At 75.1% G+C, this 15,279-nt stretch carries 17 protein-coding genes; 8 read left to right on the top strand and 9 right to left on the bottom strand.

Annotated elements, in window-relative coordinates; all coding sequences use genetic code 11:
* Positions 1–293: 293 nt before the first annotated feature.
* Positions 294–809 carry a hypothetical protein gene (locus R3E88_00625; GenBank protein ID MEZ4214955.1) on the top strand — a complete coding sequence of 172 codons (516 nt, stop codon included), beginning with the start codon at positions 294–296 and terminating at the stop codon, positions 807–809.
* Positions 810–827: 18 nt separating this feature from the next.
* Here R3E88_00625 and R3E88_00620 read toward each other — a convergent pair whose 3' ends face one another.
* Genes R3E88_00620 through R3E88_00610 form a run of 3 tightly spaced genes read right to left on the bottom strand, consistent with a single transcriptional unit; the run spans position 828 to position 3,635 of the window.
* The gene (locus R3E88_00620; GenBank protein MEZ4214954.1) at positions 828–2,396 is read right to left on the bottom strand and encodes a M48 family metalloprotease; all 1,569 of its coding nucleotides are present in this window, start codon (positions 2,394–2,396) and stop codon (positions 828–830) included.
* Between the two features lie 38 nt (positions 2,397–2,434).
* The gene (locus R3E88_00615) at positions 2,435–3,286 is read right to left on the bottom strand and encodes a metallophosphoesterase (protein MEZ4214953.1); all 852 of its coding nucleotides are present in this window, start codon (positions 3,284–3,286) and stop codon (positions 2,435–2,437) included.
* A gap of 7 nt (positions 3,287–3,293) precedes the next feature.
* Positions 3,294–3,635: a Smr/MutS family protein gene (locus tag R3E88_00610; protein MEZ4214952.1), complete on the bottom strand. Its 342-nt coding sequence runs from the start codon at positions 3,633–3,635 to the stop codon at positions 3,294–3,296.
* A gap of 313 nt (positions 3,636–3,948) precedes the next feature.
* Between R3E88_00610 and R3E88_00605 the strand changes: the two genes are divergently transcribed.
* From R3E88_00605 to R3E88_00595, 3 genes are read left to right on the top strand one after another with little or no spacing between them, the layout of a single operon-like run.
* The gene (locus R3E88_00605; protein MEZ4214951.1) at positions 3,949–5,340 is read left to right on the top strand and encodes a DHH family phosphoesterase; all 1,392 of its coding nucleotides are present in this window, start codon (positions 3,949–3,951) and stop codon (positions 5,338–5,340) included.
* A gap of 4 nt (positions 5,341–5,344) precedes the next feature.
* Positions 5,345–5,656 (top strand): 4a-hydroxytetrahydrobiopterin dehydratase, encoded by a 312-nt coding sequence (locus R3E88_00600; GenBank protein ID MEZ4214950.1) that lies wholly within the window; start codon positions 5,345–5,347, stop codon positions 5,654–5,656.
* Positions 5,653–6,261: a glutathione S-transferase family protein gene (locus tag R3E88_00595; GenBank protein MEZ4214949.1), complete on the top strand. Its 609-nt coding sequence runs from the start codon at positions 5,653–5,655 to the stop codon at positions 6,259–6,261. Before R3E88_00600 ends, R3E88_00595 begins: the two co-directional genes overlap by 4 nt.
* 34 nt (positions 6,262–6,295) lie before the next feature.
* Here the strand turns inward: R3E88_00595 and R3E88_00590 are convergent, their stop codons facing one another.
* On the bottom strand, positions 6,296–6,916 hold the full coding sequence (locus R3E88_00590; protein MEZ4214948.1) for a hypothetical protein: 621 nt from the start codon (positions 6,914–6,916) through the stop codon (positions 6,296–6,298).
* A 69-nt stretch (positions 6,917–6,985) separates the two neighbouring features.
* Between R3E88_00590 and R3E88_00585 the strand changes: the two genes are divergently transcribed.
* On the top strand, positions 6,986–7,513 hold the full coding sequence (locus R3E88_00585; protein ID MEZ4214947.1) for a hypothetical protein: 528 nt from the start codon (positions 6,986–6,988) through the stop codon (positions 7,511–7,513).
* A gap of 15 nt (positions 7,514–7,528) precedes the next feature.
* Positions 7,529–7,996 (top strand): MaoC family dehydratase, encoded by a 468-nt coding sequence (locus R3E88_00580; GenBank protein ID MEZ4214946.1) that lies wholly within the window; start codon positions 7,529–7,531, stop codon positions 7,994–7,996.
* Positions 7,997–8,015: 19 nt separating this feature from the next.
* Here the strand turns inward: R3E88_00580 and R3E88_00575 are convergent, their stop codons facing one another.
* A complete protein-coding gene (locus R3E88_00575) occupies positions 8,016–8,897 on the bottom strand; it encodes an alpha/beta hydrolase (GenBank protein MEZ4214945.1) in 882 nt (293 codons plus the stop codon).
* Between the two features lie 83 nt (positions 8,898–8,980).
* On the opposite strand from R3E88_00575, the gene R3E88_00570 reads away from it, so the two are divergent.
* Positions 8,981–10,648, top strand: coding sequence for an NAD+ synthase (locus tag R3E88_00570; protein MEZ4214944.1), 1,668 nt, complete (start codon positions 8,981–8,983; stop codon positions 10,646–10,648).
* A 27-nt stretch (positions 10,649–10,675) separates the two neighbouring features.
* Here the strand turns inward: R3E88_00570 and R3E88_00565 are convergent, their stop codons facing one another.
* A complete protein-coding gene (locus tag R3E88_00565; GenBank protein MEZ4214943.1) occupies positions 10,676–11,158 on the bottom strand; it encodes a cold shock domain-containing protein in 483 nt (160 codons plus the stop codon).
* 179 nt (positions 11,159–11,337) lie between these two features.
* Between R3E88_00565 and R3E88_00560 the strand changes: the two genes are divergently transcribed.
* Positions 11,338–12,717, top strand: a complete 1,380-nt coding sequence (locus R3E88_00560; GenBank protein MEZ4214942.1) for a transporter substrate-binding domain-containing protein — start codon at positions 11,338–11,340, stop codon at positions 12,715–12,717.
* A gap of 20 nt (positions 12,718–12,737) precedes the next feature.
* On the opposite strand, the gene R3E88_00555 is transcribed toward R3E88_00560, so the two are convergent.
* Genes R3E88_00555 through R3E88_00545 form a run of 3 tightly spaced genes read right to left on the bottom strand, consistent with a single transcriptional unit; the run spans position 12,738 to position 15,234 of the window.
* Entirely contained in the window at positions 12,738–13,235 is a 498-nt protein-coding gene (locus R3E88_00555) for a hypothetical protein (protein ID MEZ4214941.1), read from the bottom strand.
* Between the two features lie 47 nt (positions 13,236–13,282).
* Positions 13,283–14,281 carry a queuosine salvage family protein gene (locus tag R3E88_00550; protein ID MEZ4214940.1) on the bottom strand — a complete coding sequence of 333 codons (999 nt, stop codon included), beginning with the start codon at positions 14,279–14,281 and terminating at the stop codon, positions 13,283–13,285.
* On the bottom strand, positions 14,278–15,234 hold the full coding sequence (locus tag R3E88_00545; GenBank protein MEZ4214939.1) for a diacylglycerol kinase family lipid kinase: 957 nt from the start codon (positions 15,232–15,234) through the stop codon (positions 14,278–14,280). Before R3E88_00545 ends, R3E88_00550 begins: the two co-directional genes overlap by 4 nt.
* Between the last annotated feature and the right edge of the window lie 45 nt (positions 15,235–15,279).

Genomic DNA, 15,279 nt, shown 5'->3' with positions numbered 1-15,279 from the left:
GCGGGCGGCGACGAGCCGCGGTTCACTGGCGCGGCCCCGGCGCACCCGGCGGTGCGAGCCTGCAGCGGATGTGGGCGCACGCGACCGCGAGTGCAGCGTCGAGGGATCGCGGCCGAGCGGACGTCGGCCCGAGCCGAGCGAGACGGATCGCGGAGCATCGCTGGGAATCGGCTCGCCGCATGCAGGGCTCTTGGCGAGCGAGGCATCGAGCGAGCTGGAAGGCTGCGGTCCATCGTCGGGCGGAGCCTATCGCGCGGCCCCTCGAGGGGCAATCGGCGCGAGGAGACCACCGAGTGAGCGAGCGAGTCCACGCGCGACGACGCGCGCGCACGAGGCCCGTCGCGATCGTCGCGCTGGTCGCGGGCGCGCTGCTCGCGGGCCCGCCGACGGCGCGCGCGGGCGAGCGCGCCGTCGTCGTCACCGCGTCGGCCTACAACTCGGTGCCGCAGCAGACGAGCGGCGACCCGTGGACCGGCGCGTGGGGCGACCGGCTCGAGCACGGCATGCGCGCGCTCGCCGTCTCGCGCGACCTGCTCGCGCTCGGAGTCGAGCGCGGCACGGTCGTCGAGGTCGAGGGCCTCGGCCCCGGGCTCGACGGCAAGTACGTCGTGCTCGACAAGATGGCGCGCCGCTGGCGGCACAAGATCGACCTCTACATGGGCCGGGATGTGCCCGCGGCGCGCCGCTTCGGGCGGCGCAAGGCCACGATCACCTTCCACGTGCCGCCGACGCGCGCGGCGCAGGCCGCGACCGCCGTCGCGAACGCCGAGGCCGCTCAGCCGCTCGCCGAATCCGAGGCCGGTCAGTAGGCGCGCGCGCGGCCGCCGTCAGCGGTCGCCGACGGGCGGCGGAAGCGGGCCCTGCAGCGGCGCGCGCGGCGGCGCGGGCGCCTCGTCGCGCCGCGCCGGCACGTACCGCTCGCGCCGCGCGATCTTCACGAGCTGCCCGGCCTCGAGTGCGTCGCCGACGAACATCGCGTTCGCGACCGCGAGCTCGTTCAGGTTCCACGCGTTGCCCTCGCGCTCGGAGAGCGCGGCGAGCGTGTCGCCCTCCTTCGCCTCGACGATGCGCAGACGCAGCTCGTCGATCTGCGCGAGGTCGGCTTCGCGCAGCGGGCGGAAGCCGCGCGCGAACGAGCGGAGGATGCCCTCGTACTTCGGGAACGCGCCGGCCGGCGTGCCGGCGGTGAGCAGGTAGATCTGGCCGTCGTACGCCACCCACGTCAGCAGCGCGTCGACGAAGCCATTGCCGGTGCGCACGGTCGAGCGCGCGCGGAACGCGTGGAGATCGCCGATGCGGATCGGCGCGGCGTCGTCGAGGCCGAGCTGGTTCGCGCGCGCGTAGGCGGCGGCGGCGGCGCGCGGGTCGTCGCCTGCCCCGGCGAGCTCGAGCGCCGTGATCGCATCGCCGCCCGGCGAGACGGCGACGACGCGGTCGCGCAGGTTCAGCTGGCGCCAGCCGTGCGGGAAGCGGAGCGCGAACCGCATGTCGGCGTGCAGGAAGATGTTCTCGCGGAACACGCCCTCCTTCGCCGCGGGGCCGACGACGATGCCGTCGATCCGCTCGAGGAACTCGCGCCGGCTCTTCGCGATCGAGAACCCGGGCGACCAGCGTTCGACCTGCGCGCGCGTCGTCGCCTCGGCGAAGCGCTCGGGCGTCGCGGGATGCGAGTCGAAGAAGCCGGGCGCGCGGCTCGCGCCCGTCTGCAGGCGCGTCGCGTTGTCGAGCTGCTTCAGGAAGCGCGCCATGCCACCGGGGTCGATGCCCGCCTTCGCGGTGAGCTCGATCGCGACGCGATCCGCCTGCCGCTCCTGCTCGCGCGAGTACGAGGCGACGATCCCCGCGCCGAGATACTGCGACGCGAGCACGGCGCGGCCGTCGCCCGACGTCGCGACCGCCGCGGCCATGCCCAGGATGGAGAGGATGGTGGCGGCCTTCTGCACGGTGTCGCGCTGCGCGGCGTGGCGCGCCGCGACGTGGCCGATCTCGTGGCCGATCACGTTCGCGAGCTCGGCCTCGGAGTTCGCGAGGGCGAGCAGGCCGCGCGAGACGTAGACGTAGCCGCCGGGCAGCGCGAACGCGTTGGGCTCCTCCATCTCGACGACCTCGAACTCGTACTCGACGTCGCTGCGCGGCGACAGCGAGGCGAGCTCCTGGCCGATCGCATTCACGTACTCGTGGAGCTTCGGGTCGTCGACGATGCCGAGCTGCGCGGCCACCTCCACCGCGGCCTGCTTGCCGATCTCGTCCTCGCGCTCCTCGGACATCAGGACGATCTCTTCGCGCCCCGTCACCGGGTTCGTGCTGCAGCCCGCGAACGAGCCCGACAGCACGACGAGCGTTGCTAGTCCGAGCGCGGCGGCGCGCGCGAAGGCGGGGGAGAAGCGATCTCGCATGGCGATCAGCATAGGCGGGGGGAGGGGCGGGCGCCCCGTCAGCCCGGGTAGTAGCGGCGCAGCGCAGGAACCTGCCAGAGGCGATCGTCGGGCGCGTCGAACGGCGCGCGCGCACCTTCGGGCGACGCCTCGGGGAGCCAGGCGGTGAGGAAGCCGTCGTGGTCGCGGCCATGGTGCACGCATCCCGTGTCGAGGCCGCGGAGGCCCGGCGCGACGTGCAGGCCCTGCAGCGCCCAGTGGCCGTAGACGACGCCGTAGTCGTGACCGCGTTGGCTCCACCGGGCGTGCCATGCGTCGGCCGCCGCGTCGGGCAGCGCGTCGGACCAGGCGCCGTCGGCGCCGACCGAACGACAGCGCGTGATGCGGTCGAGCACGTCGCGATCGGTGTCGCGCGACGGACCGTCGGCCGACAGGAAGCGCGCGAGCTCTTCGGGGCCCTCGCGGCGCAGCCGCTCGCTCGCGCGGTGCGCGCGCTCCGCGAGCTCGTCGAGCGTCCAGTCGGGGTGCGCGGCGGCGTGCACCATCGCGAAGCGCTGGCCGGCGATGTCTCCCGTCTCGCACAACGGGAGGCCGCGCAGCCAGTCGAGCCACTCCTGCGCGTCGCGCGCCCCGAGCACGTCGTCGATCGTGTCGGACGCGCTCCGCGCGCGCAGGCCGAGCGCCTTCATCAGGAGCCCGGTCTCGTGGTTGCCGAGCACGACGCGCGCGCGACCCGCGTCGCGCAGCGCGCGAACGCGGCGCAGCACACCGAGGTTGTCGGGCCCGCGGTTGACGAGGTCGCCGACCAGCCAGAGCTCGAAGTCACCGCCGAACTCGACGTGTGCGCGCTCGATCAGCAGGTCGAGCTCGTCGACGCAGCCCTGGACGTCTCCGACGAAGATGCGTTGCACGCGGTCGTTAGTCCCCGCTCCCGGTGTCGGCGTTCGCGGCGAGAGGACGCAGCCACGCGATCGTCGCGCCCCAGCCTCCGCGGTCGGCGGGAGCGTCGCCGAAGCGCTCGACGCGCGGGTCGGCGGCGAGCATGCGCCGCACCTGGGCGCGCTGCACGCCCTTCCCGCGTCCGTGGACGAGCCGCACCTCGACGAGCCCGAGCTCGCGCGCCGCGTCGAGGTAGGCATCGACCGCCGCGAGCACGTCGCGCGGCGCGAACGAATGGAGGTCGAAGGCCGACCCGATCGGCACCACCCACGGCTCGTCGCCGGCGTCGCCCTCGGCGCTCGCCGCAACGCGCGCTCCCACCGGGGCCGCCGCGTCGGCGGTGGTGTCGCCGGGAGACCGCGCCGGCTGCGGCGCGCCCAGGCCCGCCGGCGCGCCGCGGTCCCGCTCGTCGCCGCGCTTCTCCCGCATGTCGGAAGGGTACCTGCACACCGTCTGCGCACCCGTGCCGCGCGGAGCGCGCCGATCGCGTCGACGCGAGGGGCGATCTCGCTAGACTGCGCGCCGAGCTGGCTCAGCGCGGCGGCACGCCGCGCCTCTCCTTCCCGAGCCGCGAGCCCGCGCCGCGAGCCCGAGCTGCGAGCCTGCCTCCCATCGCCGACCTGCTGGGGGTCACGTGCGCCGCATCATCGTCTGTGACGGAGCGGACATCGCCCGGTTCTGGAGCCGCATCGGTGCGGCGCAGGACGAGGAGCTCACGTGGGTGCCGCGCGAGGACGAGTCGCGCGCGCGACCGCCGGGGTTCCGCGCGCTGCAGGGCGGCCTCACGGCCGACGCGATCTCGAAGCTCGAGCCGCGCGCGGGCGACCGCTACGCGATCGCGAGCGACGAAGCGCCGTGGATCCGCAACGCGATCCGCGCGATCGACGAGGCCGCGCCCGGTGCCCCCATCCTCGTGCTCTCCGACAAGCTCGCCGACGACGACCTGCCCGACCGCCCGCGGCTGCGTCGCAGTGGCCTCACGTCGCTGCTGCGCGACGACGTGGACGAGCAGTTCGACCACCTCGAGAACCTGCAGCGCGTGACCGAGCTGCGCGAGCTGCTCGACCCGCGCGAGAAGGTCGGCATCCTGCTCCAGCCCGACCCCGATCCCGACGGCATCGCCTGTGGCTATGCGTTGCGGATCCTGCTCGGACGCAAGCGCGCGAGCGCTCCGCTGATCTCGTTCGGCGAGGTGAAGCGCCCGGAGAACCTCGCGCTCGTCGAGGCCCTCGGCATCGACGTCCGCACCGTCGCGCCCGAGGAGCTCGAGGAGTTCGACGGGCTCGTGCTGGTCGACGTCCAGCCGAACGTGTTCGGCGACCCGCCGCCGCAGCGCGTGCTCTCGGTGGACGCCGTGATCGACCACCACCCCGAGCGCACGGGCTACGAGGCGAAGCTCAAGGACATCCGCGTCTCCTACGGCGCGACGGCGACGATCGTCACGGAGTACCTGCGCGCCGCGAAGGTCGAGCTCAACTCGAAGCTCGCGACCGGCCTCCTCTACGGGATCAAGAGCGACACGCAGCTGCTCGGCCGCGACACGACGAGCCGCGACATGAAGTCGTTCGCGCACCTGCACGCCGCGCACAGCCCGGCGCTGCTGCGCCGCATCGAGCGGCCGGCCCTCCCGCTCGACGGCATGCGCGCACTCGGGCGCGCGCTCTCGCGTTCGCAGGTGCGGGACGGCGTCCACCTGCTCGCACTCGGGCGCGTGCGCGAGGACGTCATCCCGCAGGTCGCCGACATGGCGCTGCAGGCGGAGGGCGCGGAGTGGTCGGTCGCCGCCGGCGTCGTCGGCAGCGACATCGTCTTCTCGGTGCGCAACGTGGGCTACGTGCGCGCCGCGGGCGAGGTGGTGCGCAGCGTCGTCGAGGGGCTCGGCGTCGGCGGCGGTCATCGCTCGATGGCGAAGGGCATCATCCCGGTGAAGGCCTTCCGCGAGCGCTATGGCAAGGTCACGCGCGAGCAGGTCGAGAGCGTGCTGTTCGACGCGTTCATGCGCGCCATCCACGACGGGCGCGAGTAGCGCCGTGTCGCGCCCCCCCGCACTCGACGAGGACGGCATCGAGCGCGCACTGCGCGAGCTTCCGTCGTGGCGCATCGAGCGCGGCCGACTCCACCGCGAGTTCCGCTTCCGCGACTTCGTCGAGGCCTTCGGCTTCATGACGAGTGCCGCGCTCGTGGCCGAGCGGATGGACCACCACCCCGAGTGGTCGAACGTGTGGGCGACGGTGCGCGTCGATCTCGTCACGCACGACGCGGGTGCCGTCACCGAGCTCGACGTCGCGCTCGCGCGCGCGATGGACACGATCGCCGAGGGCACGGCCGCGGAGGAGCGATGATCCGGGTGCATCATCTCGAGCGGTCGCGGTCGCAGCGCGTGCTGTGGCTGCTCGAGGAGCTCGGCGTCGACTACGAGGTCGTCCGCCACGCGCGAGATCCCGTGACGCAGCGCGCGCCCGACGCGCTGCGCGCCGTGCACCCGCTCGGGAAGTCGCCCGTCATCGTGGACGGCGACGTCGTGCTCGCCGAGTCCGGTGCGATCGTCGACTACCTCGTCGTCCGCCACGGCCGCGGTGCGCTCGCGCCACATCACGACGACGCCGACTTTCCCCGCTACCTCTACTGGCTCCACTTCGCGGAAGGCTCGGGGATGTTCCCGCTGCTCCTCGATCTCTTCCTCGGGATGGCGGGCGACGGCGCGGCGCCGCTGCGCGACGCGGTCGGCGCCGAGATCGACGCGCTGCTCGCGTTTCTCGAGCGCGAGCTCGAAGGGCGCGAGTGGCTGCTCGGCGCGCGCTTCTCCGCCGTCGACCCGCTGGTGTCGTTCGTCGCCGAGTTCGCGTCGACGCGCCGCGACCTCGCGGCCCACCCGAACGTGCGCGCGTGGCTCGAGCGCGCGCACGCGCGCCCCGCCTACCAGCGCGCACTCGCGCGCGGCGCGTGAGCGGCGCGCGCCGCCGGGCCCTCGCGGGCGCGAACTAACGAAGCACCTCTCGACGCACGAGCGCGACGCGCTCGCCGGGCGGCGCGACGCGCGCGTCGTCCACCACGGCGCCGATGCCGGCGGCATGCGCGCTCGCGACCTCGCGCGCGCTCGCACAGCGAAGCCACAGCGGAGGCCCCCCGCGGCGCGCGGGCGCCGGATGCACCTCGACCTCCGCGCCCGACTCCCCCTCGCGCGCCGCGACGGGCTCGCCCGCCCACGCGGCGCGCAGCCGCGCGACGAGCGAAGCGCCGTCGCGCGGCAACGAGCGGAAGGCGAGCTCGAGCCGGCCGCCCGCGATGGCGTCGGCCGTGGCGACGTCCTCCGCGAGCCGCAGCCACGCGGCACCCTCGCCGTCCGGAGCCGCGACGTCCGCGGCGACGACGCGGAGCCCCGGCTCGCGCGCGAGCACGCCGGTCGCGATGCGCAGCGCCTCGCGCGGCGCGTGCGCGGAGCCGAGCGCCGGCGCGATCCACAGCCGCGGCAGCCCGCCCGCGGCCGCGCGCGCGGCCCGCGCGGCCCGCGCGAAGAGCGCGTCGACCTGCTCCGCCTCGCCGCGCGCGCTCTCCGCGGGGGCGATCTCGATCCACGGCTCGGCGTCGCTCGCGGTGCCCACGCGCCGAGCATCGCGCAGCGACGCCCGAGCGCTCAACCCGGTCGCCCCGCCTGCCGTTAGCATGCGGCGATGCCGGAGCCCGCCCTGCGCCGCGTGCGCGCACGCTTCTACGACGCCGAGCCGGTGGACGGCCCGGGCGGCACGGGCGTGTGGCTCCGCTTCCGCCCCGAGCGCTCGCGCATCGTCACCGAGCCGATCGAGCACTTCGCCGATCTCGGCCCCGAGTGGTGCATCCCGGCGGTCGGCGGCGCGGGCGCCGTGCTCCGCGTGCTCCGCGCCGCGCGCGTCGCCGCGCCCGCCGATCCGAAGGATCTCGTCGCCGACGCGGAGCGCTGCGGCGCGCTGCTGCAGCGCGCGATCCCGTCGGACGTCGTGCTCTCGCTGCGACCGCGCAGCAACGTGCGCTTCACCGCGTGGACGGACGACGGCGTCGAGGTGGTCGAGCACGTGCGGCACGTGCTCGAGACGGAACGCGCGTGGATCGTCGTGCGCGCGCCGGGCCTCGCGCCCGTGCTCGTCGAGCGCGAACGCGTCGTGCGCCAGCAGACCGAGTGCGATCGCTTCTGGGAAGTCGTCGACATCGAGCGCGCGCCGTAGGCTAACGTCGGCGCCATGCCCGATCCGATCCGCATCCCGAGCGTCGCCGCGCTGAAGGACTTCGTCGGCAAGCCGATGGGCCCGTGCGAGTGGGTCACGGTGAGCCAGGAGCGCATCGACGCCTTCGCCGCCGCGACCGGCGACCACCAGTGGATCCACACCGACCCCGATCGCGCGCGCACGCAGTCGCCGTTCGGCGGCACGATCGCGCACGGCTACCTGACGCTCGCGCTCGCACCTCCGCTCATGGACCAGCTCTTCCTCGTCGAGGGCTGCTCGATGGCGGTGAACTCGGGCATCGAGCGCATGAAGCTGCAGGAGCCCGTGCCGGCCGGAGCGCGCCTGCGCGTCACGATGGAGATCACGAACGTGCGCATGCTGCCGAACGGCGGTGCGCGCACGACCATCCACTGCGTCTTCGAGGTGGAGGGCGGACGACGCCCGGCGTGCATCGTCGACGCCGTGCTCGTCTACTTCCCCTGAACGCGACGCGCCGCGCGCCTCACTCGGCGAGGAAGTCCTCGACCGCCGCGACGAAGCCGTCGAATGCGTCGTGGTGCACCCAGTGGCCGGCGCCGGCGACCTCGACGCTGCGCGCGTTCGGGAAGGCGCGGAAGCGCGGGTCGGCGTCGGGCCGCGCCGCCCAGCTGTCGCTCCCGCGCACGAGCAGCGTCGGGCAGGTGACCCGTGCCCACAGCTCGACGATCGCGTTCGGCGACCACGCGCGCGGCGGGAACGAGCGGAAGTAGTTGTCGAACTTCCAGCTGTAGGTCCCGTCCTCGTTGCGCGCGACTCCGTGCACCGTGAGGTGCTCGGCCTGCGCCTCCGAGAGCGACGGGTTCTCCTGCTCCATGCGCTTCGCGGCGTCCTCGATCGACGCATAGCGACGCGGCGCGCGCGCCGCGAGGCCGCGCATCTGCTCGATCCACGTGCGCATCTGCTCGTGCATCGGCGTCGACGCCATGCGGTCGGCGAGGCCGGGGGGCGGCCCGAAGCCCTCCGCGTTCACGAGCTTCGCGAACCGGTCGGGAAAGCTCGCTGCGTAGGTCGTGAGGATGGCGCCGCCGAACGAGTGACCGACCGCCGTCACCGGGCCGCCGTCGGGCGCCACGACGTCGACGAGCTGCGCGAGGTCGTAGACGAACTCGTGGATCGCGTAGTTGCTCCCGACGGCCCAGGCGCTGTCGCCGTGTCCGCGCAGGTCGGGCGCGACGACGTGGTAGCGATCGCGCAGTGCGAGTGCGACGCGGTCCCAACTGCGCGCGTGGTCGCGCCCGCCGTGCACGAGCAGAAGCGGCGGCGCCTTCGCGTTCCCCCAGTCGACGTAGTGGAGGCGGAGACGCTGCGAGACGTAGTAGCAGGAGGCGGGACCGACGACTTCCATCGGCCGCGCAGCGTAGCAACGCGGGCGCCGACGCCCGCGCGGCATCGGGCGCTCCCCGCGGCCGCCGCCTACTCTCCGGCGCCATGCGAATCGCGATCGCCCAGGTGAACCCGATCGTCGGCGACCTCGCCGGCAACCGCGCGCTCGTCGAGGACGCCGCCGCGCGCGCGGCCGACGCGGGTGCCGAGCTCGTCGTGCTGCCCGAGCTCGTGCTCACCGGCTACCCGCCGATGGACCTCCTCGAGCGCCGCGGCTTCGTGCGCGACCAGCTCGCGCAGCTCGACGCGCTGCGGCCCGCGTCGCAGCGCGTCGCGATCGCGCTCGGCGCGGTGATCCCCGCGTCCGGCGGTCGACGGGCGGGCGCCGACGAGCCGTTCGACGCGCTGTGGAACGCGGCCGTCGTGCTGGCGCGCGGCGAGATCGTCGCCGTGCGCGCGAAGACGCTGCTCCCGACCTACGACGTCTTCGACGAGAAGCGCTACTTCGAGCCCGCCTCGGTCCGCGAGCCGTTCCGCCTGCCCGCGAGCGACACGACGCTCGGCGTCGCGATCTGCGAGGACAGCTGGGCCGAGGAGATGGAGTACGACGTCGACCCCGTCTCCGAGCTGCAGTGGGGCGGCGCGCGCATCGTGCTCAACCCGTCGGCCTCGCCGTGGCACGTCGGCAAGCCGGCCGAGCGGCGCGCGATGCTCGCGCGGCTCGCGCAGCGCTGCGGCCTCGCGATCGTCTTCGCGAACCAGGTCGGCGGCAACGACGAGCTCGTCTTCGACGGCGGCTCGTTCGTCGTCGACGCGCAGGGCCAGGTGCGCGCGCAGCTCCCGCTCTTCGAGCCCGCGTTCGCGGTCGTCGACGTTCCGGGCGAGGGAGCGGGCACGCCGCTCGCCGAGGTCGCCGACCCGAGCGGCGTCGAGCAGCTCGAGTCCGGGCTCGTGCTCGGCATCCGCGACTACTTCGAGAAGCAGAAGCTCCCGCCCGGCGCGGTGATCGGCCTGTCGGGCGGCATCGACTCCGCGGTCACCGCGCACCTCGCGGCGCTCGCGCTCGGGCCGGAGCGCGTGCTCGGCATCGCGATGCCCGGGCCGTTCTCGTCGGAGCACAGCATCGCGGACGCGCACGAGCTCGGGCGGCTGCTCGGCATCGAGGTGCGCACGGTCGACATCACGCCCGTCTTCGACGCCTACCGTCTGCTCTTCGCGCAGCTCTTCGGCGAGCGCGCCGACTACGGGCTCACGCAGCAGAACATCCAGTCGCGCATCCGCGGCGCGACGCTCATGGCCGTGTCGAACGAGGAGAGCCGGCTCGTGCTCGCGACCGGCAACAAGAGCGAGCTGTCGGTCGGCTACTGCACGCTCTACGGCGACACGGTCGGCGGCATCGCCGTGCTCGGCGACGTCTACAAGCGCGACGTCTACGCGCTCGCGCACCACGCGAACCGCGCCGCGCCGCGGATTCCGAAGGGATCGATCGAGAAGCCGCCCTCCGCCGAGCTCGCACCGAACCAGCTCGACACCGACGACCTCCCGCCGTACGACGTGCTCGACGCCGTGCTCGCACAGGCGATCGAGGGCGAGCTCGGGCGCGAGTCCATCGTCGCGCCGCCGGGCGCGACGGCGGAGGCGGCGCGCGCGATCGTGCGGCGGCTCGACCGCAACGAGTACAAGCGGCGCCAGACGCCGCTCGTCCTGCGCACGTCGCGCAAGGCGTTCGGCTCGGGCCGACGCCTCCCGATCGTGCATCGCTACGAGGGGTGAGCGCGCGCCGGGCCGCGCGCGCAGCGACTAGCCCGCAGCGACCGCCGCCGGCTTCACGTTCTCGGCGCGCGCGCCGCGCGGCCCTTCCTGGACCACGTACTCGACGGCGTCGCCCTCGCTCAGGTTGTCGTACTCGGCGGCGTTCAGGCCGGAGCGGTGGAAGAACACCTCCTTGCCGTCGTCGCCGCGGATGAACCCGAAGCCGCGGTCGCGCACCATCTTCTTGACCTTGCCGCGGCACTTCGGGCCCGTCGGCACGGCCGGCTGCGACGACCCGCCCGTGCGCTTGCCGCGCCCGCCCGAGCGGCGCGCGCCGCGCGGCCCGCGGTAGCGATCGGTCGACACGAACTCCTCGCGGAAGAGCTGGATCGGGACCTCGAGGTCCTGGAGGTCGGCCTGCTCGGGCGAGAGCAGCACCTCTTCCTCGCCGATGTCGACGACGCTGTAGCGGAGCCCCGTGTTGCGGTGCGTCACGAGGAGTCCGGATTCGATTTCGTCCATATGCAGCATGGGCGCTCCTCGCGGGCGATGGAGGTGGAACCGGATCACTGCGACGGAAGCGGGCTGCCGAGGCGGCGCGGCTCCACGCCTGGGGCAGTGGGCGCGGGAACATAGGCGAGACGGGCGGACGCGGCAATTTCGCGCGACAGGCCGGGAACTTGCGCCGTCGTCGATAGAATTCGCCGGGCATGCCGCGCGCGTCGCTCCACGCCGTCCCGCCCGCGAGCGGGCGCCTCACGCGCGCGGCGCGCTCGCGCCGCGCGCGGCGCTTCGCCGGGCAGCGCGCCGCCACGTCGCTCGCCGCCACGTCGCTCGCCGCCGCGCTGATCGCCGCGCTGCTCGCGGCGCTCCTGGCCGCGTGCGCGCGGGACGCCGCGCGCGACGGCGCGGTGGAAGGCGCGGCGGAGCGCGCGCGCGACGCCGCGAGCGCGGCGCGCGAGCCACTGCGCGTCGGTACGAGCGTCGACTACGCGCCGGTCAGCGCGCGCGCGCGCGAACGCGGCGGCGGAGGCGAAGACGGTCCGGACGAGGGCTTCGACCTCGACGTCGCGCGCGCCTTCGCGGCCTCCGCGGCCGGTCGCGCGCTCGTGCTCGTCCCGTTCCGGTGGAGCGACCTCGAACGCGAGCTCGCCGCGGGGCGCTTCGACGTCGCGATGAGCGGCGTGACCGTCCGCCCCGAGCGCTCGCTCGTCGGGCGCTTCACGGTCCCGGTCGCGCGCACGGGCGCGGTGGTCATCGCGCGCGCCGGCGCGTTCCGCGACGCGGACGACGCACTCGCGCGCGCAGCGACGGTCGCGGTGAATCGCGGCGGGCACCTCGAGCGCGTGACGCGCGCGCGCTTCGCGCGCGCGCGCGTCATCGCCGTCTCGCCCAACGATCGCGTACTCGACGAGCTCCTGGCCGGCCGCGCCGACGCCGTCGTCTCCGACACGCTCGAAGCGCCGCGCTGGCTCGCGCGCGCGAACGGGCTCGTCGCGCTCGGTCCGTTCACGCGCGACGACAAAGCCTATCTCGTGCGCGCCGAGCGCCCGGAGCTCGCTCGCGAGCTCGACGCGTGGCTGCTCGCGCGCGAGCGCGACGGCACGCTCGACCGGCTGCGACGCCGCCACTTCGGCGCGCCCGCGCGCGCCGACGCCGAGCTCGACGCGCGCGCGTCGTGGCCGCGCACGGCGACCGTCGCCGCCGCGCTCGACGCGGCCGTCGAGGAGCGCCTCGCGCTGATGCCGCTCGTCGCCGCGGCGAAGCGGGCCACGGGCGCGCCCGTCGAGGACGCGGCGCGCGAGGCGCGCGTGCTCGACGCCGGCGTCGCCTCGGTCGCGCGCGCCGCGCGCGAGCGCGGAATCGCCCCTCCGCCGGAGGCGACGACGCGCGCCTTCTTCCGGGCGCAGATCGAGCGCGCGAAGGACGTGCAGCGGCGCGCGCTCGCGGCGGCCGCGGAGGGCGACGAGACCGGGGCCGCGCCGCCCGACCTCGAGGACGCGCTCCGGCCCGCCCTGCTCCGCATCGGCGATCGGATCGCCTTCCTTCTCGTGGAGCGCGCGCGCGAGGACGCGCGCGCGCACGACTGACGACGCCTGCCCGCGCCGGCCTAACGAGCGCCGAGGGCAGCGCGCGTCGCGAGCCCGGCGAGCGGCGGGAGCGCGAGGCACACACCCCAGCGCACGAGCGCCATCCGCGTCCCGAGGAACGGCAGCTCCCAGATGAAGAAGCGGTGCGCCGCGAGCAGCATCCACGCGGCGACGTAGGTGACGACCGCGGCCGGGCTCGCACCCGCGCCGAGCAGCGCCTTCGCGAGCGGGAACGAGATGAACGGGCCCGACGGCGTGAGGATGCCGGCACTCGTCGCGAGCAGGAGGCCGCGCCAGCCCGAGCCCTCGCCGAGCGCGCGGCGCACCCACGCGTGCGGGACGAGCTTCTCCGCGAGCCCCGCGACGAGGAACGCGACCGCGAAGAGCAGTGCATAGCGCGCGAGCAGCGCGGCGCCGCCGCCGAGCCCCTCGTCGACGAGCTCGCGCCCGCCTCGCGCCCACGCGATCGCGACGAGCGCCGCGAGCACGACGACCATCCCGAGGAGCGTTCCGTCCACGCCTAGCCTCCCGGCGAGCGTGGCCGTGCGAGGGCCGCGCGCGCGCATCAGTAGTAGACCGAGCGCGCGCGGTGTCGCGGGCGCGCCTTGATCGCCGGATCCTGTCCGCTCGTCCACAGCCGCCCGTCGAGCGCGCGTGCGGTCGCCACGACGCCGCGCGCGCGGAGCGCGGCGACGAGCCCTTCGACGGCGTGCAGCCCGACCGCGCGGATCTCGACCTCCTCGCCCGCGCCCGCCTCGAGCAGGTCGCCCGCGTCGATGCGCCGCGCGAGGGCCGCGTCGTAGGCGAGCACGCCGCGGCAGCGCAGCACGTGCGGAACGAGGTTGTCCGCGAACATGGTGAGCGCGTCGAGGTCGCGGAACGCGCCCGGCCCGCGCCCGTCGAACGCGGCGGCGAGGTCCGACACCGTGATCTGCGCGCGCTTGTAGAGCGGAACGTCGAAGCTCGCACCATCGCGGCCCGCGTAGCGCGAGACGTCGCGGTAGAGCGGCATCGCGGCGAGCCGCCGCACGAGCGACTCGGCGCACCCGTCCGCCTCCTCGACCGCCGCGAGCGCACTGCCCGCGAAGTGGCGGTCGAGCCACTCGCCGAGGTCGCGGAGCGCGCGCGCGTAGAGCGCCATCAGCTCCATCGCGTCGGGGTGGGCGCCGTCGCGCGCGAGCTGGCCCAGCATCGCGCCGACGTCCTCGGCGCCGAGCGCGCGCAGCTCGCGCGCCGAGAACGCGCCCGCCCGCTCGAAGCGCTCGCGCAGCGCGGACGCGATCGTGAGATAGCCGGACAGGCCGTCGCGCTTCGCGAGCAGCGGGAACCAGCCCGAGCCGAAGTTGATCGCGTCGATCGCGAAGACGAACGCCGCGGTCGTCGCGTCGTCGCCGAGGAAATGGTGCGCGGGGTCGAGCGCGGGCGCGACGAGCCCCGCGGCATCGGCCGCGAGCGCGTCGGCGAAGCGCTCGAGCGCGGCGTCGTCGATGCGGACCTGCCGCGCCTCGCGCGCGACGCGCGCGGCGGCGCGGCGGACCTCGTCGAAGAGCGACGGCTCGCTCACGGCGACGGCCGGCGGCGGGGTTCCGGGGCGAGGAAGCGCAGTGCACCCGGCAGGACCTCGGCGCGGAGGGGCGTCGCACCGAGCGTCTCGCCGTCCGCTTCGAGGCGGACCGGCCCGCGCAGCGCCTCGACTGCGACGCGCCTTCCGCGCACGACCGCGACACCCGGGTGCTCGACGTGCCGACCGGTGTAGATCGACGGCAGCAGACGCGCGACGAGCTCGGCCTTGCCGAGCTCGCCGCCGACGACGACGTCGAAGGCGCCGTCGTCGAGCCGCGCGTCCGGCGCGATGCGCATCGCACCGCCGAAATAACGTCCGTTCGCGATGGCGACGAGCGTGGCGTCGCCCTCGTGCACGACCGCTTCGTCGACCCGCACGCGCACGGCCGCGGGCCGGAAGGCCGCGATCGTGCGCACGGCGGCCTGCGCGAAGGCCGCGACGCCGCCGAGGCGCTTGCTCGCGCGGCTCACGCGGTGCGCGACCTCGGCCGACAGGCCGAGGCTCGCCTCGTTCGCGAACCAGCCTTCGCGCGCGCGCCCCTCGTCGTCGACGTACTCGACGCGCCCCGCGTCGACGCGCCGCTCGTTGCCGCGCGCGATCACGTCGACCGCGTGCTCCGCGTCGGTGATGCCGAGCGTGCGCGGATAGTCGCCACCCGTCCCGAGCGGAACGAGGCCCAGGGCGACGGTCTCGGCCGCTCCCGCGGCGAGCACGCCCGCGACCACCTCGGAGAGCGTGCCGTCGCCACCGGCGGCGAGCACGGCGACGGCGCCGCCGAGCGCGGCCTCGCGAGCAGCGCGCGTCGCGTCGCGCGGCCCGCGCGTCGCGACGACCTCGAGCTCGCCGCGCGCGGCGAGCGCCTCGCGCAGCTTCCCCTCGATCACCGGCCAGCGGCGCGCGCCGCGCCCGCTGCCGCTCTCGGGGTTCACGATGGCGACGAACAGGTCCGGCACGCCCGACACGCTAACGCGGAACCGCGCGCGCGAGCACCCGCGCGC

Source organism: Myxococcota bacterium (assembly GCA_041389495.1).
Taxonomy (GTDB): domain Bacteria; phylum Myxococcota_A; class UBA9160; order UBA9160; family UBA4427; genus JAWKRT01.
Note: the sequence above shows the minus strand (reverse complement) of the source record. Positions and strands in the feature narration are given on the sequence as shown.

Coding starts and splice junctions, on each gene's coding strand:
- R3E88_00570 (MEZ4214944.1), top strand. CDS start 8,981: ATGCGAATCGCGATCGCCCAGGTGAACCCGATCGTCGGCGACCTCGCC.
- R3E88_00565 (MEZ4214943.1), bottom strand. CDS start 11,158: ATGCTGCATATGGACGAAATCGAATCCGGACTCCTCGTGACGCACCGC.
- R3E88_00595 (MEZ4214949.1), top strand. CDS start 5,653: ATGATCCGGGTGCATCATCTCGAGCGGTCGCGGTCGCAGCGCGTGCTG.
- R3E88_00585 (MEZ4214947.1), top strand. CDS start 6,986: ATGCCGGAGCCCGCCCTGCGCCGCGTGCGCGCACGCTTCTACGACGCC.
- R3E88_00620 (MEZ4214954.1), bottom strand. CDS start 2,396: ATGCGAGATCGCTTCTCCCCCGCCTTCGCGCGCGCCGCCGCGCTCGGA.
- R3E88_00575 (MEZ4214945.1), bottom strand. CDS start 8,897: ATGGAAGTCGTCGGTCCCGCCTCCTGCTACTACGTCTCGCAGCGTCTC.
- R3E88_00560 (MEZ4214942.1), top strand. CDS start 11,338: ATGCCGCGCGCGTCGCTCCACGCCGTCCCGCCCGCGAGCGGGCGCCTC.
- R3E88_00580 (MEZ4214946.1), top strand. CDS start 7,529: ATGCCCGATCCGATCCGCATCCCGAGCGTCGCCGCGCTGAAGGACTTC.